The sequence below is a fragment of the Lentzea nigeriaca genome, from assembly GCF_016907955.1.
Classification (GTDB): domain Bacteria; phylum Actinomycetota; class Actinomycetes; order Mycobacteriales; family Pseudonocardiaceae; genus Lentzea; species Lentzea nigeriaca.
The window spans coordinates 386,942-412,112 of record NZ_JAFBCX010000005.1 but is presented as its reverse complement, the minus strand read 5'-3'; the positions used below and the strand labels follow the sequence as shown (position 1 = coordinate 412,112).

At 67.8% G+C, this 25,171-nt stretch carries 21 protein-coding genes and 2 tRNA genes; 17 read left to right on the top strand and 6 right to left on the bottom strand.

Annotated features, from left to right (window positions below; all coding sequences use genetic code 11):
* The first annotated feature begins 81 nt into the window (after positions 1 to 81).
* From serA to JOD27_RS20050, 3 genes are all read left to right on the top strand, one after another.
* Positions 82 to 1,671: a phosphoglycerate dehydrogenase gene (gene serA / locus JOD27_RS20060; protein ID WP_204763747.1), complete on the top strand. Its 1,590-nt coding sequence runs from the start codon at positions 82 to 84 to the stop codon at positions 1,669 to 1,671.
* 238 nt (positions 1,672 to 1,909) lie between these two features.
* A complete protein-coding gene (locus JOD27_RS20055) occupies positions 1,910 to 5,182 on the top strand; it encodes a S8 family serine peptidase (RefSeq protein ID WP_372441714.1) in 3,273 nt (1,090 codons plus the stop codon).
* A 267-nt stretch (positions 5,183 to 5,449) separates the two neighbouring features.
* Positions 5,450 to 6,487, top strand: a complete 1,038-nt coding sequence (locus tag JOD27_RS20050; protein ID WP_204763745.1) for a 3-isopropylmalate dehydrogenase — start codon at positions 5,450 to 5,452, stop codon at positions 6,485 to 6,487.
* Between the two features lie 64 nt (positions 6,488 to 6,551).
* Here the strand turns inward: JOD27_RS20050 and JOD27_RS20045 are convergent, their stop codons facing one another.
* The gene (locus tag JOD27_RS20045) at positions 6,552 to 6,971 is read right to left on the bottom strand and encodes a YciI family protein (protein ID WP_204763744.1); all 420 of its coding nucleotides are present in this window, start codon (positions 6,969 to 6,971) and stop codon (positions 6,552 to 6,554) included.
* Between the two features lie 192 nt (positions 6,972 to 7,163).
* Here JOD27_RS20045 and JOD27_RS20040 point away from each other — a divergent pair, with 192 nt between their 5' ends.
* From JOD27_RS20040 to JOD27_RS20025, 4 genes are read left to right on the top strand one after another with little or no spacing between them, the layout of a single operon-like run.
* A complete protein-coding gene (locus JOD27_RS20040; RefSeq protein WP_204763743.1) occupies positions 7,164 to 7,547 on the top strand; it encodes an SseB family protein in 384 nt (127 codons plus the stop codon).
* On the top strand, positions 7,544 to 8,056 hold the full coding sequence (locus JOD27_RS20035; protein WP_204763742.1) for a hypothetical protein: 513 nt from the start codon (positions 7,544 to 7,546) through the stop codon (positions 8,054 to 8,056). Before JOD27_RS20040 ends, JOD27_RS20035 begins: the two co-directional genes overlap by 4 nt.
* Entirely contained in the window at positions 8,053 to 9,465 is a 1,413-nt protein-coding gene (locus JOD27_RS20030) for a putative T7SS-secreted protein (protein WP_204763741.1), read from the top strand. The genes JOD27_RS20035 and JOD27_RS20030 overlap by 4 nt, the downstream gene beginning before the upstream one ends.
* A gap of 50 nt (positions 9,466 to 9,515) precedes the next feature.
* Complete coding sequence (locus JOD27_RS20025; protein ID WP_204763740.1) at positions 9,516 to 10,112, top strand: hypothetical protein; 597 nt, start codon at positions 9,516 to 9,518, stop codon at positions 10,110 to 10,112.
* 4 nt (positions 10,113 to 10,116) lie between these two features.
* Here JOD27_RS20025 and JOD27_RS20020 read toward each other — a convergent pair whose 3' ends face one another.
* Positions 10,117 to 10,536: a YciI family protein gene (locus tag JOD27_RS20020; protein ID WP_204763739.1), complete on the bottom strand. Its 420-nt coding sequence runs from the start codon at positions 10,534 to 10,536 to the stop codon at positions 10,117 to 10,119.
* A gap of 174 nt (positions 10,537 to 10,710) precedes the next feature.
* Here JOD27_RS20020 and JOD27_RS20015 point away from each other — a divergent pair, with 174 nt between their 5' ends.
* The 4 genes from JOD27_RS20015 (at position 10,711) to JOD27_RS20000 (ending at position 14,490) form a co-directional block, all read left to right on the top strand.
* Positions 10,711 to 11,067 carry an ATP-binding cassette domain-containing protein gene (locus JOD27_RS20015; RefSeq protein WP_204763738.1) on the top strand — a complete coding sequence of 119 codons (357 nt, stop codon included), beginning with the start codon at positions 10,711 to 10,713 and terminating at the stop codon, positions 11,065 to 11,067.
* 337 nt (positions 11,068 to 11,404) lie between these two features.
* Positions 11,405 to 12,994, top strand: a complete 1,590-nt coding sequence (gene cimA / locus JOD27_RS20010) for a citramalate synthase (protein WP_239567698.1) — start codon at positions 11,405 to 11,407, stop codon at positions 12,992 to 12,994.
* Positions 12,995 to 13,004: 10 nt separating this feature from the next.
* Positions 13,005 to 13,763 carry a fumarylacetoacetate hydrolase family protein gene (locus JOD27_RS20005; protein WP_204763736.1) on the top strand — a complete coding sequence of 253 codons (759 nt, stop codon included), beginning with the start codon at positions 13,005 to 13,007 and terminating at the stop codon, positions 13,761 to 13,763.
* A gap of 67 nt (positions 13,764 to 13,830) precedes the next feature.
* Positions 13,831 to 14,490 (top strand): response regulator transcription factor, encoded by a 660-nt coding sequence (locus tag JOD27_RS20000; RefSeq protein ID WP_112261955.1) that lies wholly within the window; start codon positions 13,831 to 13,833, stop codon positions 14,488 to 14,490.
* Here the strand turns inward: JOD27_RS20000 and JOD27_RS19995 are convergent.
* Positions 14,480 to 15,736 (bottom strand): FAD-dependent oxidoreductase, encoded by a 1,257-nt coding sequence (locus JOD27_RS19995; RefSeq protein WP_204763735.1) that lies wholly within the window; start codon positions 15,734 to 15,736, stop codon positions 14,480 to 14,482. The genes JOD27_RS20000 and JOD27_RS19995 overlap by 11 nt on opposite strands.
* A gap of 378 nt (positions 15,737 to 16,114) precedes the next feature.
* Between JOD27_RS19995 and JOD27_RS19990 the strand changes: the two genes are divergently transcribed.
* From JOD27_RS19990 to JOD27_RS19980, 3 genes are all read left to right on the top strand, one after another.
* Positions 16,115 to 16,852 carry an HAD family hydrolase gene (locus JOD27_RS19990; RefSeq protein ID WP_307830221.1) on the top strand — a complete coding sequence of 246 codons (738 nt, stop codon included), beginning with the start codon at positions 16,115 to 16,117 and terminating at the stop codon, positions 16,850 to 16,852.
* A 150-nt stretch (positions 16,853 to 17,002) separates the two neighbouring features.
* Positions 17,003 to 17,074: transfer RNA gene (locus JOD27_RS19985), tRNA-Gln, on the top strand.
* A gap of 128 nt (positions 17,075 to 17,202) precedes the next feature.
* A tRNA-Glu gene (locus JOD27_RS19980) sits at positions 17,203 to 17,275 on the top strand.
* A gap of 645 nt (positions 17,276 to 17,920) precedes the next feature.
* Here JOD27_RS19980 and JOD27_RS19975 read toward each other — a convergent pair.
* Positions 17,921 to 18,622: an IclR family transcriptional regulator gene (locus JOD27_RS19975; RefSeq protein ID WP_204763734.1), complete on the bottom strand. Its 702-nt coding sequence runs from the start codon at positions 18,620 to 18,622 to the stop codon at positions 17,921 to 17,923.
* Between the two features lie 73 nt (positions 18,623 to 18,695).
* Here JOD27_RS19975 and leuC point away from each other — a divergent pair, with 73 nt between their 5' ends.
* From leuC to JOD27_RS19960, 3 genes are all read left to right on the top strand, one after another.
* Positions 18,696 to 20,102 carry a 3-isopropylmalate dehydratase large subunit gene (gene leuC, locus JOD27_RS19970; protein ID WP_204763733.1) on the top strand — a complete coding sequence of 469 codons (1,407 nt, stop codon included), beginning with the start codon at positions 18,696 to 18,698 and terminating at the stop codon, positions 20,100 to 20,102.
* 4 nt (positions 20,103 to 20,106) lie between these two features.
* Positions 20,107 to 20,709: a 3-isopropylmalate dehydratase small subunit gene (leuD, locus tag JOD27_RS19965; RefSeq protein WP_204763732.1), complete on the top strand. Its 603-nt coding sequence runs from the start codon at positions 20,107 to 20,109 to the stop codon at positions 20,707 to 20,709.
* A gap of 184 nt (positions 20,710 to 20,893) precedes the next feature.
* A complete protein-coding gene (locus JOD27_RS19960) occupies positions 20,894 to 21,544 on the top strand; it encodes an HU family DNA-binding protein (protein WP_204763731.1) in 651 nt (216 codons plus the stop codon).
* A 362-nt stretch (positions 21,545 to 21,906) separates the two neighbouring features.
* Here JOD27_RS19960 and JOD27_RS19955 read toward each other — a convergent pair whose 3' ends face one another.
* Positions 21,907 to 22,824, bottom strand: a complete 918-nt coding sequence (locus tag JOD27_RS19955; RefSeq protein ID WP_307830242.1) for an NUDIX hydrolase — start codon at positions 22,822 to 22,824, stop codon at positions 21,907 to 21,909.
* Entirely contained in the window at positions 22,824 to 25,115 is a 2,292-nt protein-coding gene (locus tag JOD27_RS19950) for an RNA degradosome polyphosphate kinase (protein WP_204763729.1), read from the bottom strand. Before JOD27_RS19950 ends, JOD27_RS19955 begins: the two co-directional genes overlap by 1 nt.
* Positions 25,116 to 25,171 lie beyond the last annotated feature (56 nt).

Genomic DNA, 25,171 nt, shown 5'->3' with positions numbered 1-25,171 from the left:
TTGCGGTGCCCGGTCGGCGCGGGCCAGCCGCCCCCGACCACGCCCGCGCCCCACGATCCGACCGTTCTGGGAGCGATGTCCGTGACCAACACGAGCCGACCTGTTGTCCTCATCGCCGAGAAGCTCGCACCGTCCGTCCTGGACGCTCTCGGCGACGGTGTTGAAGTGCGCCACGTAGACGGCACCGACCGTGCGGCCCTGCTCGAGGCCGTGCAGGACGCGGACGCCCTCCTCGTCAGGTCCGCCACGCAGGTCAACGCCGAGGTCTTCGCCGCCACCCGCAAGCTGAAGGTCGTGGCCCGCGCGGGTGTCGGCCTGGACAACGTCGAGGTTCCGGCGGCCACCGCCAACGGCGTGATGGTCGTCAACGCGCCTACGTCCAACATCGTCAGTGCAGCCGAGCACGCCGTCGCGCTGCTGCTGAGCGTCGCGCGGCAGATTCCCGCTGCCCACGAGACGCTGCAGAACCACGAGTGGAAGCGCAGCAAGTTCAACGGTGTCGAGCTCAACGGCAAGACGGTCGGTGTCGTCGGGCTCGGCAAGATCGGTCAGCTGTTCGCGCAGCGCATCGCCGCCTTCGGCACCACGCTGATCGCGTACGACCCGTACGTGTCCGCGCAACGGGCCGCGCAGCTCGGCATCGAGCTCGTCAGCCTCGAGGAGCTGCTGGAGCGCGCGGACGCGATCTCCATCCACCTGCCGAAGACCCCGGAGACCAAGGGGCTCATCGGTGCGGAGCAGCTTGCGAAGGCCAAGCGGGGCGTCATCATCGTCAACGCCGCCCGCGGTGGCCTCATCGACGAGGAAGCCCTCGCCGAGGCGGTCAAGGAGGGTCAGGTCGGCGGCGCCGGCATCGACGTCTTCTCGACCGAGCCCACCACCGAGAACCCGCTCTTCAACGTGCCGGGCATCGTCGTCACGCCGCACCTCGGCGCGTCCACCACGGAGGCCCAGGACCGCGCGGGCACGGACGTCGCGAAGAGCGTCATCCTCGCGCTCGCCGGCGAGTTCGTGCCGGACGCCGTCAACGTCCAGGGTGGCGCGGTCGGCGAGGAGGTGCGGCCGTACCTGCCGCTCGTGCAGAAGCTCGGCACTGTCCTCAGTGCACTGTCGCCGAAGGCGCCGACCAGCGTCACGGTCGAGGTGCGCGGCGAACTGTCCAATGAGGACGTCGACGTGCTGCCGCTCGCGGCTCTGCGCGGCGTCTTCGCCAGCGTCGTCGAGTCGCAGGTGACGTTCGTCAACGCCCCGCAGCTCGCCGCGGACCTCGGCGTGAACGTCGACGTGGTCAAGGAGACCGAGAGCCCGAACCACCGCAGCCTCGTCACGGTCAAGGCCGTGCACGCGGACGGCAGCAGCAACAGCGTTTCCGGCACCATCAGCGGTATCGCTCAGGTCGAGAAGCTGGTGAACATCAACGGCCGCAACTTCGACCTGAGGGCCGAAGGAACCGTGCTGCTGCTGGAGTACCCGGATCGTCCGGGTGTCATGGGCACGGTCGGCACGCTGCTCGGCGAGGCCGGTGTGAACATCGAGGCCGCGCAGATCAGCCAGACCGGTGCGGACGCGGTCATGGTGCTGCGGGTGGACCGCCCCGTCGACACGGCCGTGCTCGACCCGATCGGTGCCGCCGTGGGTGCGCGCACCGTGCGGAGTGTCGACTTCGGATAGTCACGACAAACCGGGAGGGGGACGGCAAAATCCCCCTCCCGTGTCTGCGACTCTTCACAACGAACACGTAACAGGCAACTGTCTGCAAGCAAACTTCATACTTTCGGGGCAGTCGCAACGACGCCTCAACGATTAGGTTCCCCACGAGGTTGACCCGGTGCCGTAGAGGGCGCGGCACTGTGCACGGGTCGAAAGCACACTCCTCGTTTGGGGCAACGTTGTGAAGAGACGATCAAGTCTGGTGGTGTTCTCTGCCATCACCACACTGCTGATCGCACCCGCCACGGCTCAGGCGCAGAGCGAACCGCTCGCGCAACCGGTCAAGGGTGCACACAAGCTGGACGCGAACGCGTTGCAGCTCAAGGTTTCTCCCCGCTTGAACCAGTCCGGCCAGGTCACCGCGTTCGTCGAGTTGGACCGCAAGCCTGCCGTGGACGCCTTCGAGGAGAAGAAACCGCAGGGCAAAGAGGCCGCGAAGCAGGCGGCCAAGCAGGCGAAGAACGACGTGTCGGCGACGGTCGACCAGGTCGTCGGCGCGCTCAAGGCCAAGGACACCGCCACCAAGGAGCTCTACCGCACCTCCAACGGTGTTCCCGGCGTGGTCGTGACGGCGGAGGCCGCGAAGGTCCGTGAGCTGGCGAACCGCTCGGACGTCGCCGCGGTGTACCCGGTCGTGCCGAAGAAGCGCACGAACTCCAACGCTGTGCAGCTCACCAGGACGCTCAACGTCTGGCAGCAGTACGGCAAGCTCGGCGACGACGTGCGCGTCGGCATCATCGACACCGGTGTCGACTACACGCACGCGAACTTCGGTGGTCCCGGCACGGTCGAGGCGTTCAAGGCCGTCGACCCGCGCAAGGCGAACCCGAACTTCCCGACCGCCAAGGTCGTCGGCGGCTACGACTTCGTCGGCGAGGACTACGACGGGGCGAGCAAGGACCCGGCGATCAACACGCCGAAGCCCGACCCGAACCCCATCGACTGCAACGGTCACGGCTCGCACGTCGCCGGCACCACCGCCGGTTTCGGTGAGAACGCGGACGGCAGCACCTTCAAGGGCGACTACACCAAGCTCGACGCCGACAAGCTCAACGCGATGAAGATCGGCCCCGGCACCGCGCCGAAGGCCCTCATCTACGCGCTGAAGGTCTTCGGCTGCGAGGGCTCGACCAACGTCACCTCGCAGGCGCTCGACTGGGCACTCGACCCCGACGGCGACGGCGACTTCTCCGACCACCTCGACGTGGTCAACCTGTCGCTCGGCTCCGACTACGGCGCCCCCGACGACCCCGACAGCCTCTTCGTGAAGAAGCTGTACAAGGTCGGCGTCATGCCGGTCTTCTCCGCGGGCAACGGCGGTGACCTGTACGACATCGGCGGCTCGCCGGGCAACACGCCGGAGGCGCTGACCGTCGCGTCCGTGCGCGACTCGTACGTGCTGCGTGACGGCGCCGAGGCGAACGGCCAGGCGAAGCCGGGCCAGTACAGCCAGAACTTCACCGGCTACCTGGGCTACGACAAGACCCTGCCGGTCGCGAAGCTGACCCAGGCCGGCAACCTCGACGGCTGCCAGCCGATCACCGGCAACTTCGCGGGCAAGTTCCTGTGGCTGGAGTGGGACGACAACGACGCGACGCGCCGTTGTGGATCGGCAGGCCGCAGCAACAACGCGCAGGCCGCCGGTGCCGAGGGCGTGGTGCTTTCGTCCACTTTGAACAACTTCAACGCGGGCATCGCGGGCAACGCGACCATCCCGGTGTTCCAGTTCACCGGCGACGCCACCAAGCAGCTGCGTCCGCTGCTGGACGCGGGCACGCTGAAGGTCCGCCTCGCGGGCATCCTGCGTACCACGGTGCCGACCTACGACCAGTCCATTTCGGACACGCCGAGCTCGTTCACGAGCCGCGGCACCCGCAACGGCTCGATCAAGCCGGACGTCGCGGCGCCCGGTGACACGATCTCGTCGACCGCCGTCGGTTCCGGCAACGACCGCATGGTGATCTCCGGTACGTCGATGGCCTCCCCGCACGTCGCCGGCATCGCGGCCCTGGTGCGCCAGACGCACCCGGACTACACGCTGGAAGAGGTCAAGGCCGCGATCATGAACACCGCGGGCGCCGACGTGCAGGAGAACGGCAAGACCTTCGCTCCCAACCGCATCGGCACCGGCCGCGTGGACGGCAAGGCCGCGATCGACAACCAGGTCCTGGCCTACGTCGAGGACGACCCCGGCTACGTGAGCGCGAACTTCGGCGTCGTCGAGGTCGCCAAGCCGGTCTCGAAGACCAAGACGATCAAGATCGTCAACAAGTCGACGAAGTCCGTGGAGTACAAGGTCGGCTACACCGCCGCCACGTCGATCCCCGGCGTGAGCTACGTCCTCTCGCAGGACAAGGTGAAGCTGAGCCCGCGCGGTGTCGCGCGCGTCAAGGTCACCCTGAAGATCGACGACCCGAAGGCACTGCGCAAGACGGTCGACCCGACCGTCGCGCCGACGCAGCTCGACACCCCGCGGCAGTTCCTCGCGGACGCCTCCGGTCGCGTGACCCTCACGCCGACCGCGGGTGCCACGGTGCCGCTGCGCCTGTCGGTGTACTCGGCGCCGAAGCCGGTGTCGGACATCCACACCGCGTCCACCCTCAAGTTCCGCGGCAAGGACACGCAGACGGTCCTCAACGTGACCGGCCGCGGCGTCGACCAGGGCACGGGCTCGCAGGCGTACCGCTCGCTGATCAGCGTTCTCGAGCTGCAGGCACAGTCGCCGAAGCTGCGCGACTGCCGCCGCAACGTCACCGAGAACTGCGCGCGCAACGAGACCGCCAAGGGCGGCGACCTGCGCTACGTCGGCGCGGCCTCCACGGCCCCGCTGGCGAAGGCGCAGGGCAAGCCGGAGGAGGCGCTGCTCGCGTTCGGCATCGCGACGTGGGGCAACTGGTACAACCTCGGCACCAACACCGTTCCGTTCATCGACATCGACACGAACGGCGACGGCACCGCCGACTTCGAGACGTACGCGTCGCGGCTGACCGACACCGACCTCCTGGTCGCCACGACGGTCAACCTCAAGACCGGCGCGACCGTCGACATCCAGGCGGTCAACGGCCTGTTCGGTGACGTCGACACCAACACCGCCGACACCAACGTCGCGGTCCTGCCTGTGCTCCTCACGGCGCTCGGCATCGACCCGGCGAAGGACACCGCGCGCATCTCGTACGTCGCCGGCACCACCGGCTTCTACCCGGCGCCGGGCAACGCGAACGGCCTGATCGACGTGATCGACCGCAACCTGTCCTACGACCCGCTCAAGCCGGGTCTGTGGGTGCAGGGCGGCGGCGACGCGGCGCTCTCGTACCTCGCCAAGCCGGGCACCGCGCTCGTGGTGAACAAGGACGAGGCCGCGCTGAAGGCCGACAAGTCCGACGGCCTGCTGGTGCTCAACCACCACAACGCCAGTGGCGACCGCGCGTCGGTCGTCTACGTCTGCTCGGGCGGCCGCACCTCGGCCGTCTAGGTCCGACGTTTGATTGATGAAGGGAACCTTCCGTGGAGGAAGGTTCCCTTCATCGTTGTAAGCAGGGGTGTCACCCCTTGACGCGACAGCCTTCCTGCGATCGAGTGACAGCCGAAAGTGCGGAATGGGCCGTGTGGGTGTCCCGCAGTACGGGAGAGAACACCCCGAAGGGGTGTCCGGCATGCGGCGAGTGGCCGTGATGCCGGTAGCCTTTCGCGAAGGAAAGTAGTCCCACTAATTGGGGACGGAAACCTGGGAGGTGTGTGGATGCGGCTCGCAGTGATCCCAGGAGACGGGATCGGGCCCGAGGTCATCGCTGAGGCCCTGAAGGTCCTCGGCGAGGTCGTTCCGGCGGCCGAGATCACTCGCTACGACCTCGGCGCGGCGCGCTGGCACGCCACGGGAGAGTTGTTGCCCGAGTCGGTGCTGGGTGAGCTTCGCCAGCACGACGCGATCCTGCTCGGCGCGGTGGGCGACCCGTCGGTGCCGAGCGGAATCCTGGAGCGCGGGCTGCTGCTGCGGCTGCGCTTCGAGCTCGACCACCACGTGAACCTCCGCCCAGCGCGTCTCTACCCCGGCGTCCGCAGCCCGCTCGCGGACCCGCCGGAGATCGACATGGTGGTGGTCCGCGAGGGCACCGAGGGTCCGTACGCGGGCAACGGCGGTCTGCTCCGCAAGGACACCCCGCACGAGATCGCGACCGAGGTCTCGCTCAACACGTCGTTCGGAGTCGAGCGTGTCGTCCGTGACGCGTTCGCGCGTGCGTCGGCCCGCCAGCGCCGCCATCTGACGTTGGTGCACAAGACGAACGTCCTCACGCACGCCGGCTCGTTGTGGTCGCGCGTCGTGGAGGAGGTCTCGCTGCAGCACCCGGACGTGACCGTGGCGTACCAGCACGTCGACGCGGCCACGATCCACATGGTCACCGACCCTGGCCGCTACGACGTGATCGTGACGGACAACCTGTTCGGCGACATCCTGACCGACCTCGCCGCCGCCGTCACGGGTGGCATCGGCCTGGCCGCGTCGGGAAACCTGGACGTGACGCGCCGCAACCCGTCGATGTTCGAGCCCGTGCACGGCTCGGCACCGGACATCGCCGGGCAGGGCATCGCGGATCCGACCGCGGCCGTGCTGTCCGTGGCGCTGCTGCTCGACCACCTCGGCGAGCACGAGGCGTCGCGCCGGATCGAGGCCTCCGTGGCGTTCGACCTGGCGACGCGCGACCACCAGTCACCGGGTGCGACCTACGCGATCGGTGACCGCCTGGCCGCGCTCGTCTCCTCGAACGTCCGCACCGGCTGACGTCTCAGAAGTCACGCGGGGACCTTTCGTACTGTCGGAGAGTACGAAAGGTCCCCGCGTACTTTCACAGCTGGCCGGTGGACTCGCGCCACGCCCGCTCCTTCTTGATCCACTCGTTGTCCTGGGGGAACTCGTCGATCGTCGGCACCCGCCGGATCTCCGTCTTGAACCCGGCCGCCCTGATCGGCGCCCGCTTCGCCCACTCGATCGCCTCCTCCTTCGAGGCGACGTTGATGATGTAGAAGCCGTTGAACAGTTCCTTGGCCTCGCCGTACGGGCCGTCGGTGACGATCGGCGGTTCGGCGGAGAAGTCCACGACGACGCCCTGGTTCGGGTCGTCCAGGCCCTCGGCCGCGAGCAGCACGCCCGCGCGGATCATCTCCTCGTTGAACGCGCCGGTGAGCTCGAGCATCTTGTCGAAGTCGACGTCGCCCAGGTTCGCCCACGCCTCGTCGGTGGCGCGCCAGATCAGCATGAACTTCATGGTGTGTCTCCCTGTTCGTCTGTGTTGGACGTCCACAGGTCGAACAGGCCTCGTGCCGGATCGACACGACCCCCGGAACTTTTTTCCCGAGGTGACGCGAACCTCAGTTGAACGCCTGCGCGGGCACGGAAAGTGAGTGGCCGGTAACGTACGGCGCTGCCGATCTGGGGGGATTGGTTGAACGGGAGAGGCATGCACGAGGAAAACGAGGCGGTCGCGCACGCGCGGCGCTACCGCGAAGGTGGGGGAAACCCGGAGGCGTTCCTGAAAGCCTTCCGGCAGAGCACGGTGTACCTGCAGCGGATCGATCCGCTGTCGTTGCCCGTCATCAAGATCGAAGGGCTGAACTGGCTCGCCGCCTTCTCCAGTCTCGAACTGCTGAAGCAGCACCTGGAGGCCAGGCGCGAGAGCATCGACGTCAGCTATCTGGCGGTCACCGGCGAGCGACTGCTCGACCACTACCTGCCGGCGTTGCCCCGGCCCACCGGTGTCGTGTTCGACAACGGCGCCGAGCACATGATGACGCTGCCGCCGGTGCGCGGTGTCGTCGCCGACGAGCTGGCGGTGACCGCGTGACCGGGTTCGGCGTCGACCTCGGTGCGATGGGGCAGGCGATCAAGGGCATCAACGACACCGTCGCCGCGCTGAAGGAGATCGCGCCCGACGGCGGGCATCTCGCGTCCGCCACGGCGACCTTCGGGTTCATCTGCCCCGACGAGGACGAGTGCGGCGACGAGGCGCTGGCCGAGGCGTTCACCGAGTTCTTCGAGCGGTGGCGGTGGGGTCTGCGGCACCTGGTGAAGGAAGGCACGGAGATGGTCTCCGCGCTCACCGACACCAAGAGCGTGTACGAAGAGGCCGAGGACAAGGCGAAGAAGGCCTTTCAGCTCCTCATCGGCAACCCGCACGCCCACACCGACCCGACGAAGCAGTCGTGGATGGAGCTGGAACAGTCCCTGCAGCCGACGTCGGTCGGACAGGAGTGGGACAAGGCCACGAAGGGCATGGACGACGCGTGGAACTCGTCCGTGAAGGACGTGATGGGCGAGGAGACCTCGTTCAAGAAGGCCGGTGATCGCGCGTGAGCCTCTTCGGCCGCAGCGAGCTCGGCGACACCGACGATCCCACCGAGCTGGTTCCCGGCAGCGTGGCGACCCTCGAAGAAACGGCGACGGGGCTGCGCAAGCTTTCGACCGCCTGCCAGGAGGCGTACGCCGGAGTGTCCAAACTGGACGTCGGCCACTGGACGGGAGAGGCGGCCGAGAAGTTCGGCGGCTACTTCTCCAAGGAGACGCCGAAGTGGCGCGACGCCGCGGAGGCGTTCGGGCCGGTGGTCGAGGCGTTGACGACGTACAAGGGCGCGGTCGAACGCGCCCAGCGCGACGCCGCCGAGGCGATCCGGATCTACAACGAGGCCAAGGCCGAGACAAAGGCCGCCGAGAAGCAGTACGAGGCCGTGGCGGCACAACACCAGAAGGCGTCGCTTGACGCTGTCTTCAACGGTGACGCCGCACCGGGACCGCTCGCCCCGTTCAGTGATCCGGGACAGGCCAAGCGGGAGATGGCCGAGCGCATCCTCGCCGACGCCCGGAAAGCCTTGCGGGACGCGGCCGCGCAGACCGCGTCCGTGGTCACCAAGGCGAAGGACAAGGCGCCGGAGGAACCGGGCTTCCTGTCCAAGTTCGCCGCCACGTTCGAGGACATGGTCGACAAGACCTCCGAGCAGATCGGGTCCTTCAACGACGGTCTGACCAAGTCCGCCCTCAACCTGGTGCAGCTGCTCAGGGCGGGCAACCCGCTCGACCCGTACAACATCTCCCATCCCGGCGAGTACGCGGCCAACATGATGAAACAGGCCTCCGGGATGGTGCACATGGTCACGCACCCGACCGAGGCGCTGAAGGGCCTCCTCAACTTCGAGGAGTGGAAGAAGGACCCGTTCTCCGCGCTGGGACAGCTGACCGGTGACATCGCCATCGGCATCGCGACCGACGGCGCGGGTTTGGCCGGCACGGCCGAGAAGGCGATCGCCCGCGAGGCAGCGGAGACCGCCGCGCGGGAAGCGACCGAGCAGGCCGCCACCCAGCTCGGCAAGCACCTGGACGACGGTTCCCCGCCGTGGCTCCGCGAGGGCTACGAGCCGCCGTCGCACACGCCGGACTACACCAACCCGCACCCCGACGAGCCGTTCGGTCCACAGAAGACAGATCTGGACGATCTCCCTTCGCACGACCGGGATCCGGACACGCCGGAGCACCGCGAGCCCGACTCTCCTGCCGAGGAACCGAAACGCGAGCCGGACGAGCAACCGAAGGTCAGAGAGCCAGAAGACCTTCCGCAACCCGCTCGCGGCGAGTACTTCCAGCTGAAGGCCTCGGTCGCCCGGATGCAGGACGTGCTGCCGACGCTGCCGGCCTGGGAACAGGAAGCGATGTGGAAATCGATCAACGAACAGAGGCAGATGATGCGCGACATCATGGCCAAGCACGCGTGACGTCACGGCGATCTTAGGAGCCAGCCCCGATGCACCCGCAACAACCGCCGATGCGTCCCCAGCACCCCATGCGCCCACCGCAGCGGCCGTTGCCGCCACCGCCCAACACGATGCGGCCACCCTCGCCCCCGCAGCAGCCGGTCGAGGAGCTTCCGGAGTGGACGAAGGACGGCGAGTTCCCTGCCATCTCGCGGGACGTTCCGCTCTACGGCAAGGATCCCGCGTCCGGCAAGGAACAGCTCTGGGTGGGCCGCGTCGTGTGGCAGGCGTGGACCGCGAAAGAGATCAAGATGGCCGTCTACGGCCCGTTCGGCCGCAAGATGGCGTCCGGCGACTCCGTGTTCGACGCCCTGCTCAAGATCCGCGGTGAGCTGGAGAACCCCGAGCAGCACAGCCCGCCGTGGAGGGTGCTGGTCAAGGGTTCCCGGCGGGACGTGTGGCACGTCGGGCACAAGGTGTCCATCTTCCCGGGTGACCGGGCCGAGGTCCTCGTGCCCGGCGAGAAGACAACCGAGTCCGTCGACGTGCTCGCGATGCTGGAACCGCACGACACCCCCAAGTTCGGTCTCGTCGAGCACCAGATGGCGAACTGCCTGGAGTACTTCCGCCGCTTCGAGCCGGGCTTCGGCGCCGGCGGGGCCCTGTGACAGCTCAGAGCTGGCCGGTGACCTCGCGCCAGGCGCGCTCCTTCTTGATCCACTCGTTGTCCTGGGGGAACTCGTCGATCGTCGGCACCCGGCGGATCTCGGTCTTGAAACCGGGGCCGGTCATCGGCGCCCGCTTGGCCCACTCGATCGCCTCCTCCTTCGAGGTGACGTTGATGATGTAGAAGCCGTTGAACAGCTCCTTGGTCTCGCCGTAGGGGCCGTCGGTGACGATCGGCGGCTCCGCGGAGAAGTCGACGACCACGCCCTCGGACGCGTCGGCCAGGCCTTCAGCGGCCACCAGCACGCCGGCGCGGATCAGCTCGTCGTTGTAGCGGCCGACGGTCTCCAGCATCTGGTCGAAGTCGACGTCGCCCAGGTTCGCGAAGGCCTCGTCGGTGGCGCGCCAGATCAGCATGAACTTCATGGTGTGTCTCCCTGCTCGTCTGTGGTGGACACCCACAGGTCGAACGGCCCGCGCACCGGATCGACACGGCCGCCGAGTTTTTTCGGTCACAGCGAAGCGGGCAGGTCGAACGCCGCGAAGACCGCAGGAGACTGGAAGACCACCGTGTGCGCGACGAGGCGCCGGAGGCCGCTGATGCGCGTCGAACTCCACGACGTCGCGGTGCGGGGGATCATCGCAGACGTCAGGATGCACGCCGAGAACGAGGTCGTCGGCATCGTCGGCCCGCACGGCAGCGGCAAGTCGACCACGTTGCGCTGGGTGTACCGGGCGCTGAAGCCCGACGCGGGCACGGTCCTGCTCGGCGGCTCAGGCGTCCACAAGCGACACGACGTGGCCCGCGACCTCGCCGCGCTGACCCAGGAGTCCCAGGTCGAGTTCGACTTCACGGTCACCGAGGTGGTGGAGATGGGCAGAAGCAGGCGTTCCTCGAGAGCCCGCGCAACACCGGCGTCGATCGAGGCGTTCGCGAAGAACCTGGCTTCTGCTTGACCGTCACGCCCCGCGAGCAGGGCGGCGGACATCGCGACCGCTCTGGGCCGCGCACTGTCGTTCGTCGAGACAAGACGTGCGCAGGCAGATCACGAACTGGCCCCGGACCTGGGAGACGAGGCCGCCGCGGCCTTCCTCGCATGACCAGATAGTGGGAGATTTCCTCCCGGCGCTTGGTACGTCGTGCTCAGCTGTGGCAGCATCCGCAGCATGGCTCAGCACCTCGCCATCATTATCGACGAGCGCGTCGGGTAGTGCCGCCCCTGGCACCCGACGCGCAGACCTCTCGCATCCCGCGGGGGGTCTTTTTGTTTGTCCGGATGAGGAGATGACCCCGATGGCCGGCCCTACCGACGAGTTCCACGTCTACGACACGACGCTGCGCGATGGCGCCCAACGTGAGGGAATTTCGTACTCCGTCACGGACAAGCTCGCTGTCGCGCGGCTGCTGGACTCGCTCGGCGTCGGTTTCATCGAGGGCGGCTGGCCCGGCGCTCTGCCCAAGGACACCGAGTTCTTCGCCCGCGCGGCGGCCGGTGAACTGGAGCTCAAGCACGCCAAGCTGGTCGCGTTCGGAGCGACCCGCAAGGCGGGACTGAAGGTCGAGGAAGACCCGCAGGTCAAGGCACTTCTCGACAGCCAGGCCCCGGTGGTCACGCTGGTGGCCAAATCGGACCTACGGCACATCGAACGCGCGCTGCGCACGGACACCGACGAGAACCTGCGGATGGTGCGCGACACCGTCAGGTTCCTCAAGGACCACGGCAGGCGCGTCTTCCTCGACGCCGAGCACTTCTTCGACGGCTACGCGTTCTCGCCGGACACCAGCCTCAAGGTGCTGGAGTCCGCTGTGGAGGGTGGCGCCGACGTCGTCGTGCTGTGCGACACGAACGGCGGCCAGCTGCCACTGGGTCTCGCCGAGACGGTCGCCGAGGTCGTCGAGAAGACCGGTTTCCGAGTAGGAATCCACTGCCAGGACGACACGTCCTGCGCGGTGGCGAACACCATCGCGGCCGTTCAGGCGGGCGCGACGCACGTTCAGTGCACCGCCAACGGGTACGGCGAGCGAGCAGGCAACGCCGACCTGTTCGCCGTCGTGGGAAACCTCGTGACCAAGCTCGGCATGGACGTGCTCCCGACCGGGGCACTCGCCGAGCTCACCCGTGTCTCCCATGCGTTGGCCGAGATCGCGAACATCGCACCCGACACCCACCAGGCCTACGTCGGGTCGTCAGCATTCGCTCACAAGGCGGGTCTGCACGCGAGCGCGATCAAAGTGGATCCGGAGCTGTACAACCACATCGATCCGGACCGCGTCGGCAACGACATGCGGGTGCTGGTCACCGAGATGGCCGGCCGGGCGAGCATCGAGCTCAAGGGACGTGAGTTCGGTCTCGACCTGGCCGGTCGGTCAACCGAAGTCGGCAACGCTTTGAAGCGGGTCAAGGAACTGGAGGCGAAGGGCTGGTCGTTCGAGGCCGCCGACGCCTCGATGGAGCTGCTGCTGCGGTCCGAGCTGTCCCAACTGGACACTCCTCCGTTCACCCTGGAGTCCTACCGGGTCGTGCTGGATCACCGCTCGGACGGCGAGATCGTGTCCGAGGCCACGGTCAAGGTGCACGTGGCGGGGGAGCGCGTCATCGCGACCGCCGAGGGCAACGGTCCCGTGCACGCTCTGGACGCGGCCCTGCGCAAGGCGTTGCTGCCGCACCTGTCCTGGTTGGACACAGTGGAGCTGGCCGACTACAAGGTGCGCATCCTCACCGAACATCCCGGCACGGACGCGGTGACGCGCGTGCTGGTCGAGTCCACTGACGGCGAGCGCGAGTGGACCACCGTGGGTGTGCACGGCAACATCGTCGAAGCCTCCTGGCTGGCACTGTGTGACGCGCTCGTCCACAAGTCCATGCGGTCCAAGCCCGTCTAAGGTGTAGTACGTGCGTATAGCCCGAATCGCTCATCCTCAAGGCGTGGCTTTTGTCGCCGTTCACGGCGAAGAGGCCGCGGAGATCGCCGAACACCCCTTCGGCACACCTACCTTCACCGGCCGCAAGTGGCCGTTGGCCGACGTCAGGCTGCTGGCGCCGATCCTGCCGACCAAAATCATCGGCATCGGCCGCAACTACGCCGACCACGCGGCCGAGCTCGGTAACGAGGTGCCCGCCGAGCCGTTGGTCTTCCTCAAGCCCAACACCTCGGTGGTCGGCCCGAACGTCGAGATCAAGATCCCGGCGGCTTCCGAGCGCGTGGACTTCGAGGGCGAGCTGGCCGTCATCATCGGTCAGCCGTGCCGCGACGTCACGAAGGCCAAGGCGATGAGCGTCGTGATGGGATACACCATCGCCAACGATGTCACCGCGCGCGACCTGCAGAAGAAGGACGTGCAGTTCACGCGTGCCAAGGGCTTCGACACGTTCTGCCCGATGGGGCCGTTCATCGAGACGGAGTTCGACCCCTCCGACGTCCGCGTCGTCACCGAGCTCGACGGCGAGGTCAAGCAGGACGGCCGTACTTCGTTGATGGTGCACGACATTCCGTCGCTCATCGAGTACGTCTCCGGGATCATGACGCTGCTTCCCGGCGACGTGATCCTGACCGGAACGCCGGCCGGTGTCGGGCCGATGAAGGCCGGACAGACGGTTTCGGTGACTGTGGATGGCCTTGGCACGCTCACCAATCCGGTCGCAAATAGGTAGCCGTACGGAGCAATCCGGCGCCCGGCAGGTTACGCACCTGGGTACCCGCTAGTAACTTCCCGGTGTCATGACGGACCTGGCGTCCACCCGTGTGCTGTTGGTCGACGGTTCCCAGCTCATCACCGAGGGGCTGCGGATCTCACTGCACCGCACTCATTGCTTCCGCGTTGTGGGTATCGCCCACACCGTTGCCGACGCTGCGCGCTGTCTGCGCAGCGTCCTGGTGGACCTGGTCGTCACGGACTTCGACGTGCCGGGCGCCGGGCCGCTGCGCACCGTGCGGGACACCGCGCAGTTCCGGCCGAGCGCCCGTGTCGTAGTGCTGTCCAATGCGGACAGTCCGAGCTGGGCCCAGGCCGCGCTCGACGCCGGCGCGGTGGCCTACCTGCTCAAAACCTCGCCCGTGGCCGAGCTGTTACCGCTGATCGCGGCCGCCGTGCGGGGTGCTCCCGCCACGATCGACGCACGGCTGGGGTCGCTCGCCCGCCTGCCGGCGCGGATGCCGCCGCCCGCCTCGCTCGCCCAGCTGTCGGCACGCGAGTTCGACGTGCTGGCCGAGATGGCGAAGGGCATGGACAACGCGCGCATCGCCCAGCGGCTCTTCATCAGCAACGACACCGTGAAGACCCACGTGAAGGCGATCCTGCGCAAGCTGGGCGCACGGGACCGCGCCCACGCCGTCGCGATGGTGCTCGGCGAATCCTCCGAGGCCTTCGTCACGACCTGACGATGGTCTGCGGCTTCCTGCGGGCGAACTCCGGCGCGTGCTCCGGGCGCGGGCCGATCGCGATCACGTAGGCCGGGATCGCCTGCAGGAACGGGAACCGCTGCGCGAGCTTGAGCGCCACCGGCATGCCGGTGTTCGACACCGTCTCGGTGCTGTTCAGCCGGCGGCCGAGGAACAGCCGGTGGATCACCCGCTGCAGGGTCTGGATCACCACGGTCGGGAACAGGCGGCGCCTGCGCACCTTCGCGAGCGTCGCGCTCGTGACCGTGCCCTGCCGCAACGGCTTCGCGAGCAGCCTGGCCGCCGCGACCGCGTCCTGCACGGCGAGGTTGATGCCCACGCCGCCGACCGGTGACATCGCGTGCGCCGCGTCACCGATGCACAGCAGTCCGTCGACATGCCACTGCCGCAACCGGTCCAGCTTCACGTCGAGCAGCTTCGCATCGTCGATGCTCTTGATGTGGTCCACGCGGTCCGCGAGCCACGGGACGAGCGTGACCACGCGCTCACGGAACTTCTCGACGCCTTCTGCGCGCAGCTTCTGGTCCGTGCCCTTGCGGATCAGGAACGCGCACTGGAAGTACTCGCCGCGAGGGATGAGCACCATCGCGCTGCCGGCGCTGAACCGTCCGCCGCCGCCCGCGACCGGGTCGCTTTCGTTGCGGGGCAAGCGGAACCACCACACGTCCATCGGCGCGCCGAACCGGTAGACCGGCAGGTCCACGGCGTCGCGCAGGATCGAGCTCCGCCCGTCCGCGGCGACGACGAGGTCCGCCGCGATCTCGCCCTCGTGCCCGTCCACGCGGTCGCGGTACTTCACACCGGTGACCCTGTTGCCGCTCTTGGTGATCGCGGTGACCTCGGTGTTCATCCGCAGCGTGAACGACGGTTCGAGCTTGCCCGCGTCCGCCAGCAGGTCGAGGAAGTCCCACTGCGGCACCATCGCGATGCGCTTGTTCGGGCCGGGAAGTCTTGCCAGATCGGCGATCGTGGCCTTCGCGCCGCCGTCGAGCAGCGCTTCGAGCTTCGTCACGTCCTGGTGCGGCACCTGCTCGAACGCGGGCCCCAGCCCCAGTTCGTCCATGAGCGTGAGCGTCGACGCGTGCACCGTGTCGCCGCGGAAGTCGCGCAGGAAGTCCGCGTGCTTCTCCAGCACCGTGACCTCGACGCCTCCCCGCGCCAGCAGCAGCCCCAGCACCATCCCGGCGGGTCCGCCGCCGACGACGAGGCAGGTCGTTCTCTCCATCTCCATCCCCTCATTTCAACCGCTGTTGAATAAACTCAGCATGCTCCTGATCGCCTTGTGCGTCAAGCCGAGTTCCGAGTGGTCTGGGTCGCACGCGCACAGTCCACTGTGGACAGTCTGGGAACCCAGGCCCCAAAACGATTGCGACCGCTGCGAAATGTCCTGGTGCGAGCTAGGGTGTCGCGCCCGCGGAACCGCCTGCCGGGCCTGAGACGGTCAGGTAGCCGAACAACACTCGACCGGGCGATTGCATCTGGCGCCCGGAGGAGTCTGACTGGTTCGTTCGGGGCCTCAAGGTCTTCTTGATCGTGCAAGGACCTATAGGAATCACCTCGTTAGCCGAATCGGACGAGGCCTCCCCGCACCTAACCTTCCGGGGTGACAACTGCGTCCCCGACTTTCACGCGTAAGAGAACCGGCGAGATCCGCGCTGTGTGCCTGGACGTCGACGACACACTTGTCGACTACAGCACGTCATCGCGCGCCGCGTTGGCCTCGATGGTCGGTAACGCCGACGCCTGGTCGTTGTGGCAGCGAATCACCGACGACCACGTGTCCCGTCAGCTAGCCGGTGAGCTCCAGTACGAGTCGATGCGCAACATCCGCACCCAAGCCTTCTTCGCCGCACTCGGCGAGGAGCTGACCCTGGAGGAAGCCACCCGCCGCGAGCTGGCCCGCCAAGAAGTCCTCTCCGCGGGTTGGTGCCTCTTCCCCGACGTGATCCCGATGCTCGACTGGCTGCGCGCCACGGGCCTCCCGATCGCCGCGATCAGCAACGCCTCCGGCCGCCATCAGCGCGTGAAGATCGCCCAGCTCGGCCTCTCGCCGTACTTCGACGCCGTCCTGATCGCCGGCGAGGTGGGCTGCGCCAAGCCAGACCGCGTGATCTTCCACACGGCGTGCCTGGCCCTGGGCGTCCCGCCCGGCGACACGGTCCACGTTGGAGACCGCCTGCACGCCGACGCCATCGGCGCCCGCGACGCGGGCATGCACGGCGTCTGGATCAACCGGACCGGTCCGACCGGCGGCACACTGCCCGCCGGTCTGTCGTCGATCACGACGTTGGCGGAACTGCCCGAGCTCCTCGTGTGCGAGCTGTCCGCGGCCACCGCCTGAGTTCACCCTCGAGACCGGCCCCCACCTGCACGTTTGCCTGCAGGTGGGGGCCGATTTCACTTCTGGCGGGGGCTTGGTCTAGTATTTCTCCCGGCAGCAACGAGGGGCTCGGAACTCCGGCGGAGAACCGAAGTCGATCGTGAAAGCCAATGGGGTATGGTGTAATTGGCAGCACGACTGATTCTGGTTCAGTTAGTCTAGGTTCGAGTCCTGGTACCCCAGCTGCTACGGAAGAACTACCGTGAGGTAAGCTTCCGGAGCTGGCTAGAAAAGCAAGAACAAGAACTGAATAGCCGGATTTGGACCGGACAGAGCGATCTGATAAGGTTCACGCCAGCAAGAAGTTCTAGGGCCCCGTCGTCTAGCGGCCTAGGACGCCGCCCTCTCAAGGCGGTAGCGAGGGTTCGAATCCCTTCGGGGCTACAGAGGTGGCAGAGGCCTGCGAGCACACAGCGCTCGCAGGCCTCTTTCGCATTTGTCTTCTGGGGGCCGAGCCCCCAGACCCCCAGCCGGCGGGGCTTCGCCCCCCGGACCCCCGTAGGTTTCACGATTTGTGTTGTGTGGGCTTCGCTTCGCTCGCCATCTTGGGTTTGGGGGCTTCGCTTCGCTCGCCAACTTGGAAGTGGGCCTCGCTTCGCTCGCCCCCCAAACAACGTGGGTAAGGCTGGGCTGCGCTTCGCTCGCCACCTTTGAGGGGTTAGAGGCGGTTTAGGGGTTCGGCCTTTTTTGGATTGGAACTCCTCGGCATGCAAGTCCGGCGAGTTTGGTTCTGGGGTGAAGGCGATCAGGTGGCGACGTTGGTGTAGGTCGTCGGGGTGTTGGTCGGAAGTTCCTGGGCGGCGGTGATGCTGACCACTGCGGCCGGAGGGAACTCCGTTGGTCGGGATGACCAGAGTGCCTTGCGAGCCCGCCTCGTTGTCGATCGTTCACCCTCCGGCACGCTGCCCAACATCCCGACGCGGGGCTCCAGCACATCGCTTCCTCGCCTCTCAAAGGCTGGAGCACCGCGCCCCGTCCCCACGGCGACGGCCGCCCTTCCCGTGGGAAGAGCGGCCGTGTTGGTGGGCCTCAGATGCGGCTTTGCAGGGCCTCAGCTGCTGCCAGGAGGTCGGCTGCCCAGCGGGCGCCTGGGCGGCGGCCCATGCGGTCGATGGGGCCGCTTACCGAGACTGCGGCCACCACGGCGCCGGAGCTGTCGCGGACCGGGGCCGAGACGGAGGCCACGCCTGGTTCCCGTTCGGCGACGCTTTGTGCCCAGCCGCGGCGGCGGACCTCAAGGAGCGTGCGTTCGCCGTAGACGGCGTCGGCCAGGACGGCGCGTTGGGTGCCTGGGTCTGCCCAGGCGGCAAGGACCTTGGCGCCCGAGCCGGCCGTCATTGGCAGGCGGGCGCCGATGGGAACGGTGTCGCGCAAGCCTGACGGGGGTTCGGCGGCGGAGACGCAGACGCGTTGCATGCCGTCGCGGCGGTACAGCTGCACGCTCTCGCCTGTGATGTCGCGCAACCTGGGCAGCACGGAGGAGGCGGCGTCGAGCAACGGGTCCGTCGCCCCGCCCGCCAGTTCCGCCAGGGCCGCGCCAGGGCGCCAGCGGCCGTCGGAGCCGCGGCGCAGCAACCGGTGCACCTCCAGGCCCACGGCCAGGCGGTGCGCGGTCGCTCGCGGCAGGCCGGTGCGGTTGCACAACTCGGCCAGGCCACAAGGATCTTTTGCTACGGCGTTCAACACGGCCACTGCCTTGTCCAGGACGCCGATCCCGCTATGCTGTCCCACAAGCCGATACTAACTTCCCAGACAGTGAGAAGTCCAGATCTGTCGGCGCGTCCATAATGTGGGAGATGTCGCGATGAGCCGCACGCTCGCGGAGAAGGTGTGGGAGGCACACGTTGTGCGCCACGGCAGTGGTGCGGAGCCGGACCTCCTCTACATCGACCTCCATCTGCTGCACGAAGTCACCAGCCCTCAGGCGTTCGACGGGCTGCGTCTTGCCAACCGCAAGCTCCGCAGGCCCGACCTGACGATCGCCACCGAGGACCACAACGTCCCCACCGTCGACATCGACAAGCCCATCGCGGACCCCGTGTCGCGCACGCAGGTCGAGACGCTTCGCCGCAACTGCGCGGAGTTCGGTGTGCGGCTGCACCCGATGGGTGATCTGGAGCAGGGCATCGTCCACGTGGTGGGCCCGCAGCTCGGCCTGACGCAGCCCGGCATGACCGTTGTGTGCGGCGACAGCCACACGTCCACGCACGGTGCGTTCGGCGCGCTGGCGTTCGGCATCGGCACGTCCGAGGTGGAGCACGTGATGGCGACGCAGACGTTGCCGCTGCGTCCGTTCAAGACGATGGCCATCAACGTCGACGGCGAGCTCAGGCCCGGTGTCACGGCCAAGGACATCATTCTCGCGGTCATCGCGAAGATCGGAACCGGTGGCGGACAGGGCTATGTGCTCGAGTACCGCGGCCGCGCCATCGAGAAACTCTCGATGGAGGCGCGCATGACGGTCTGCAACATGTCGATCGAGGCGGGTGCCCGCGCCGGCATGATCGCACCGGACGAGACGACTTTCGACTACATCAAGGGCCGTCCGCACGCACCGTCCGGCACGGACTGGGACGCGGCAGTCGAGTACTGGAAGACGCTGCGCACCGACGACGACGCGACTTTCGATGCGGAAGTTCACATCGACGCCGACGAACTGACGCCGTTCGTCACGTGGGGCACGAACCCCGGGCAGGGTCTGCCGCTCGGCGCGAGCGTTCCCGACCCCGAGCAGATCGTGGACGAGAACGAGCGCGTGGCCGCCGAGAAGGCGCTGACGTACATGGGCCTGGAGCCGGGCACGCCGCTGCGCGACATCCGCGTGGACACCGTCTTCCTCGGCTCGTGCACGAACGGGCGCATCGAGGACCTGCGGGCCGCCGCGGACGTGCTGAAGGGCAAGCACGTCGCTTCAGGAGTACGGATGCTGGTCGTCCCCGGTTCGATGCGGGTGCGCAAGCAGGCCGAGGAAGAGGGCCTGGACAAGGTCTTCCTCGACGCGGGCGCCGAGTGGCGCCAGGCGGGCTGCTCGATGTGCCTTGGGATGAACCCGGATCAGCTCAAGCCCGGCGAGCGCAGCGCCTCGACCTCCAACCGCAACTTCGAGGGCAGGCAGGGCAAGGGCGGCCGGACGCACCTCGTCTCACCGCTCGTCGCCGCCGCCACGGCCGTGCGCGGCACCCTGTCGGCCCCCGCAGACCTGGAGAACTGAAGCAATGGAAGCCTTCACCACCCACACGGGCGTCGGTGTGCCGCTGCGCAGGTCCAACGTGGACACCGACCAGATCATCCCGGCCGTCTACCTCAAGCGCGTGACCCGCAGCGGGTTCGAGGACGGGCTCTTCGCCGCCTGGCGCGGTGACGAGCACTTCATCCTCAACCAGGAGCCCTTCAAGGCGGGCAGCGTCCTCGTGGCCGGTCCCGACTTCGGCACCGGATCCTCTCGGGAACACGCCGTCTGGGCGTTGATGGACTACGGCTTCCGAGTGGTCGTGTCGTCCCGGTTCGCCGACATCTTCCGGGGCAACGCGGGCAAGCAGGGGCTCGTGGCGGCGCAGTGCAGCCAGTCCGATGTCGAGCTGCTGTGGAAGCTGCTCGAGTCCGAGCCCGGCACGCCGGTCACCGTGGACCTCACCGACAAGACCGTTCGCGCCAAGGACTTGGTTGCCCCGTTCGAGATCGACGACTACACCCGCTGGCGCCTTCTCGAGGGCCTCGACGACATCGCTTTGACGCTGCGCCACGAGGCCGAGATCAGCGCATTCGAGGGCAATCGCCAGACTTGGTTGCCCACAACGGATCCGCTTCAGGCGGTCTGAGAGGGGGCCGGATTCTCCCCTTGAGAGGGGTGAATCCGGCGCCCGGAGTCCCTCGAAGGGGCGCAATTAGCCACGCCACAACGAAAAATTTGGCGTGGCGATTGGTATTTCTTGCGTTTTGGGCCTACCGTTGCGTTCTAGTCGGCCCGTCGTTGGGCCGTGAGCGTCCTGGGAGGGACTGAAGGTGAACAAGGCCCAGCTCATCGAGGCGCTCGCCGAGCGCCTGGGAGACAAGAAGACCGCGGGTGCTGCTGTTGACGGCATCGTCGATGTGATCGTGCGTAGCGTCAACAAGGGCGAGAAGGTCAACATCACGGGCTTCGGCGTCTTCGAGAAGCGTGCCCGTGCGGCTCGCACCGCGCGCAACCCGCGCACGGGTGAGACCGTGAAGGTCAAGAAGACCAACGTGCCCGCGTTCCGCCCCGGCTCGACGTTCAAGGACGTCATCAGCGGTGCGAAGAAGCTGCCGAAGGCCGTTGCCGCCAAGCCGGCCGCGAAGCCCGCTGCCGCCGCGGCCGCGAAGCCCGCTGCTGCCAAGGCTCCGGCCACGAAGGCGGCGACCACGCGCGCCACCACGACGCGCACCCGCACGGCCGCGGCCGCCACCAAGGCGCCCGCGACCCGTCGCACCACCACGGCTGCCGCCAAGACCACGGCTGCCAAGGCGCCCGCGAAGGCGACCGCGACGAAGACCGCTGCGAAGCCGGCGGCCGCGAAGACGACCGCCGCCAAGAAGCCCGCTGCCGCCAAGACCACGGCTGCGGCCAAGCCCGCCGCGAAGACCACGGCCGCCAAGGCGCCCGCGGCTCGCAAGACGGCTGCCAAGAAGAAGTGAGACGGGCCTCCTCGTAGCAGGAGGCTGCGTCACTTCGGTACCACGCGGAAGGCCCCGGTGTGCGCACACCGGGGCCTTCCGCGTGCCTGGGGCCCCTCCGGGAATGCACTGACACGCTTGGGAAGCCGTTCCCAGACGCGCGGAGTGCGGTCGACCGGTATACGAATGCCGCTTCCGCGAAGCCATCCGGAAATGCCGGAACGGCTTCCGAGAACGTCTGCGACCCCAATAGAAATAACGCCGCGATGCCTGTGAACGCCTCCCGGGCAAGCGAAACCGCCGCCTCCCCGCCCGACTTGGTTGTCGGAGGCGAACTTTCGCCGAGGCGGGGAGACGGCGGCTGAAAACGTGTGCAGCAGCTCTCAGGGACGCGGCAGCGCCGAGGCCAGGTAGTGCGCCGACACCAGCGTTGGCCAGCGCGAAGGCGAGTCCGAAGTGGACCACGTGCCGAACGGCCTGGTGAAGGCGAGCACCCACGTGCTGCCCTTCTTGCACGGGATCTCGTCGAGCCGCAGCCCACCCAGTTCCGCCAGCGTCCGCACCACGGACGGGATGACCCCGCCCTGGGAGGAGACGACGGCCCTGCCCTCCTCGGCAGCGACCTCCAGCAGCCGCACCAGGCCCGCGTCCGGGTCGGGCCAGTAGCCCTCCTCGGACAACCGCGGCTCCTCGACCATCTCGACCGAGAGATCCTCTGCCACGCCTCGCACGGTGTCCGCGCAACGCACCCTGGGAGCCGTGTGGACGCGCGTGGGCGACCAGACGGGCAACAAGGACCGGAGCGCCGCCGCCTGCCGCCAGCCGGCGTTTGAGAGGGGCCTCAGGTCGTCGTCATCGTTCCACTCAGACCGCTTCCCGGCCTTCGCGTGCCGCACGAGCAACACCAGCAACAGATCCGCGGGCAGGCGGGCGAACTCGGCCAGCACCTCCCGATCCGGTTCGTAGGTCAGCAACGCCGCGGCGTCGGCGACCGGCAGCCATTTGAGCGAGTCCACCTCGTCATTGGCCGTGAAAGAACCGGACACGGCCTCGGCGGCGTAGTAGTCGACGGTCTTCGGCACCGACTTCACCGAATACGACACCTGCTTCAGGTGACGGCCGAGCACGCACGAAAATCCGGTCTCCTCGAAGACCTCGCGCACCGCGCAGGCGGGGATCGTCTCGCCCCGGTCCAGCTTTCCCTTCGGCAACGACCAGTCGTCATAACGGTGTCGGTGCACGATCGCGACTTCGACGTCACCGTCGGCATCGCGCCAGAGCACCGCCCCAGCAGCTTTGATCACCCAAGCGCTCCGTGCTTGTGCAGCAGTTCCATTTGATGGTCGCGAACCGACGATCCGTCCGACGGCGACGCTTCCCATTCTCCGTCCGAGCGCAGCACCCAGCAGCGCGTCTGCGGATCCAGAGCCGACGTGAACACGGCCTCGAGCTGCGACGTCAGGCGCGGGTTCGTCACCCGCACGGCCACCTCGACGCGGCGGTCCAGGTTGCGGTGCATCATGTCCGCGCTGCCGATCCAGTACTCGTCGCAGCCGATGAAGTGGAAGATGCGGGAGTGCTCGAGGAACCGGCCGAGGATCGAGCGCACCCGGATGTTCTCCGACATGCCCGTCACACCCGGCTTCAGGCTGCAGATGCCGCGCACGACCACGTCGACGGGCACACCGGCCTGGGAAGCCCGGTACAGCGCGTCGATGACCTGTTCGTCCACGAGCGAGTTCACCTTGATGCGCACGCCGGACGGCCTGCCCGCCTGCGCGTGCTCGATCTCGCAGTTGATCCGTTCCACGATGCCCTTGCGCACGCCGTAGGGCGCCACCATCAACGCGCGGTACTCGTCCTGCCGCGCGTAGCCGGTCAGCACGTTGAACAGGTCCGTGAGGTCCGCGCCGATCGTCGGCTCCGCGGTCAGGATGCCGACGTCCTCGTACAGCCGCGCCGTCTTCGGGTTGTAGTTGCCGGTACCGATGTGGCAGTAGCGGCGGATCGTCGACCCCTCCTGGCGCACCACCAACGATGTCTTGCAGTGCGTCTTCAGACCCACCAGGCCGTAGACCACGTGCACGCCCGCCTTCTCCAGCGTGCGGGCCCACTTGATGTTCGCCTGCTCGTCGAAGCGCGCCTTGATCTCCACCAGCGCCACGACCTGCTTGCCCGCCTCGGCCGCGTCGATGAGCGCGTCCACGATGGGCGAGTCGCCGGAGGTGCGGTACAGGGTCTGCTTGATGGCCAGCACGTGCGGATCGGCCGCTGCCTGCTCGATGAAGCGCTGCACCGACGTCGAGAACGAGTCGTACGGGTGGTGCACGAGGACGTCGCCCTCGCGCAGCGTCGCGAAAACGCTCTTCGGCGTCTCGCGCTCACCGAACGCCGGGTGCGTCGCCGGCACGAACGCCGGGTCCTTCAACGTCTTGCGGTCGATGCCGTAGAGCTGCCACAGGCACGACAAATCGAGCAAGCCGGGCACCGTCACGACGTCGTGCGGGTCGACCTCCATTTCCCGCAGCAACAACTCGAGCATGTGCTCGGTCATGTCGTCGGCGACCTCGAGGCGCACCGGCGGGCCGAACCGGCGCCGGGCGAGCTCGCGTTCCAACGCCTGCAACAGGTCCTCGTCGCGGTCCTCCTCGACCTCCAGGTCCGCGTTGCGCGTCACCCGGAAGGCGTGGCACTCGATGACCTCCATGCCGGCGAACAGCTCGCCCAGGTGCGCGGCGATGAGTTCCTCCAGCGGCAGGAAGGTCGCGGAGGACGACGACCGGTCCGCCTCCACCCGCACCAGGCGCGGCACGTTGTCCGGCACCTTCACGCGGGCGAACCGCTCACCGCCGCCCTCCGGGTCGCGCACGGTCACCGCGAGGTTGAGCGACAGCCCGGAGATGTAGGGGAACGGGTGCGCCGGGTCGACCGCGAGCGGCGTGAGGACCGGGAACACCTGCTCGCTGAAGTAGTTGGAGAGCCGCAGCCTGTCGTAGTCGGTGAGGTCGCCCCACGTCACGATGCTGATCCGGTGCTCTTCCAGGCCGGGCCGGATGTGGTCGAGGAACGCGCGGGCGTGCTGCTCGACGAGTTCCTGCGAGCGCTTGGAGATCGCCACGAGCTGCTCGCGCGGCGTGAGCCCGTCCGCGCTGCGCACCGAGAGACCGGTCTCCTCGCGGCGCTTCAGGCCCGCGACCCGCACCATGTAGAACTCGTCGAGGTTCGACGCGAAGATCGCGAGGAACTTCGCGCGCTCCAGCAGCGGCTGCGACGAGTCCTCTGCCAGCGCGAGCACGCGGGAGTTGAAGTCCAACCAGGACAGTTCACGGTTGAAGTACCGGTCGTCCGGCAGGTCCGTGGGCAGGGTGCTCGACGTCACCGCGGGCGGCGCCGAGGGCACGCTCCGCACCGGTGTCGCGACCGGCTGGGTCGGCTGGGTCTTCGTTCGCGGAGGGTTGGACGCCCGCCTGGTCGCCGCGCGGGGCTGGCGCGTGCTCGCCGCGCGCGGGGTGGCCGCCTTGGCGCGCGTCGAGCGGCGTCGGGAGGGGGTCGCCTTGCCGTCGTCGTTGTTCTCCGTGCTCACGCCCCGCATTGTTCCGCACTATTGCCGCAAGCGCCCCTGTCCAGAACGACCGACTGGTGAACTCC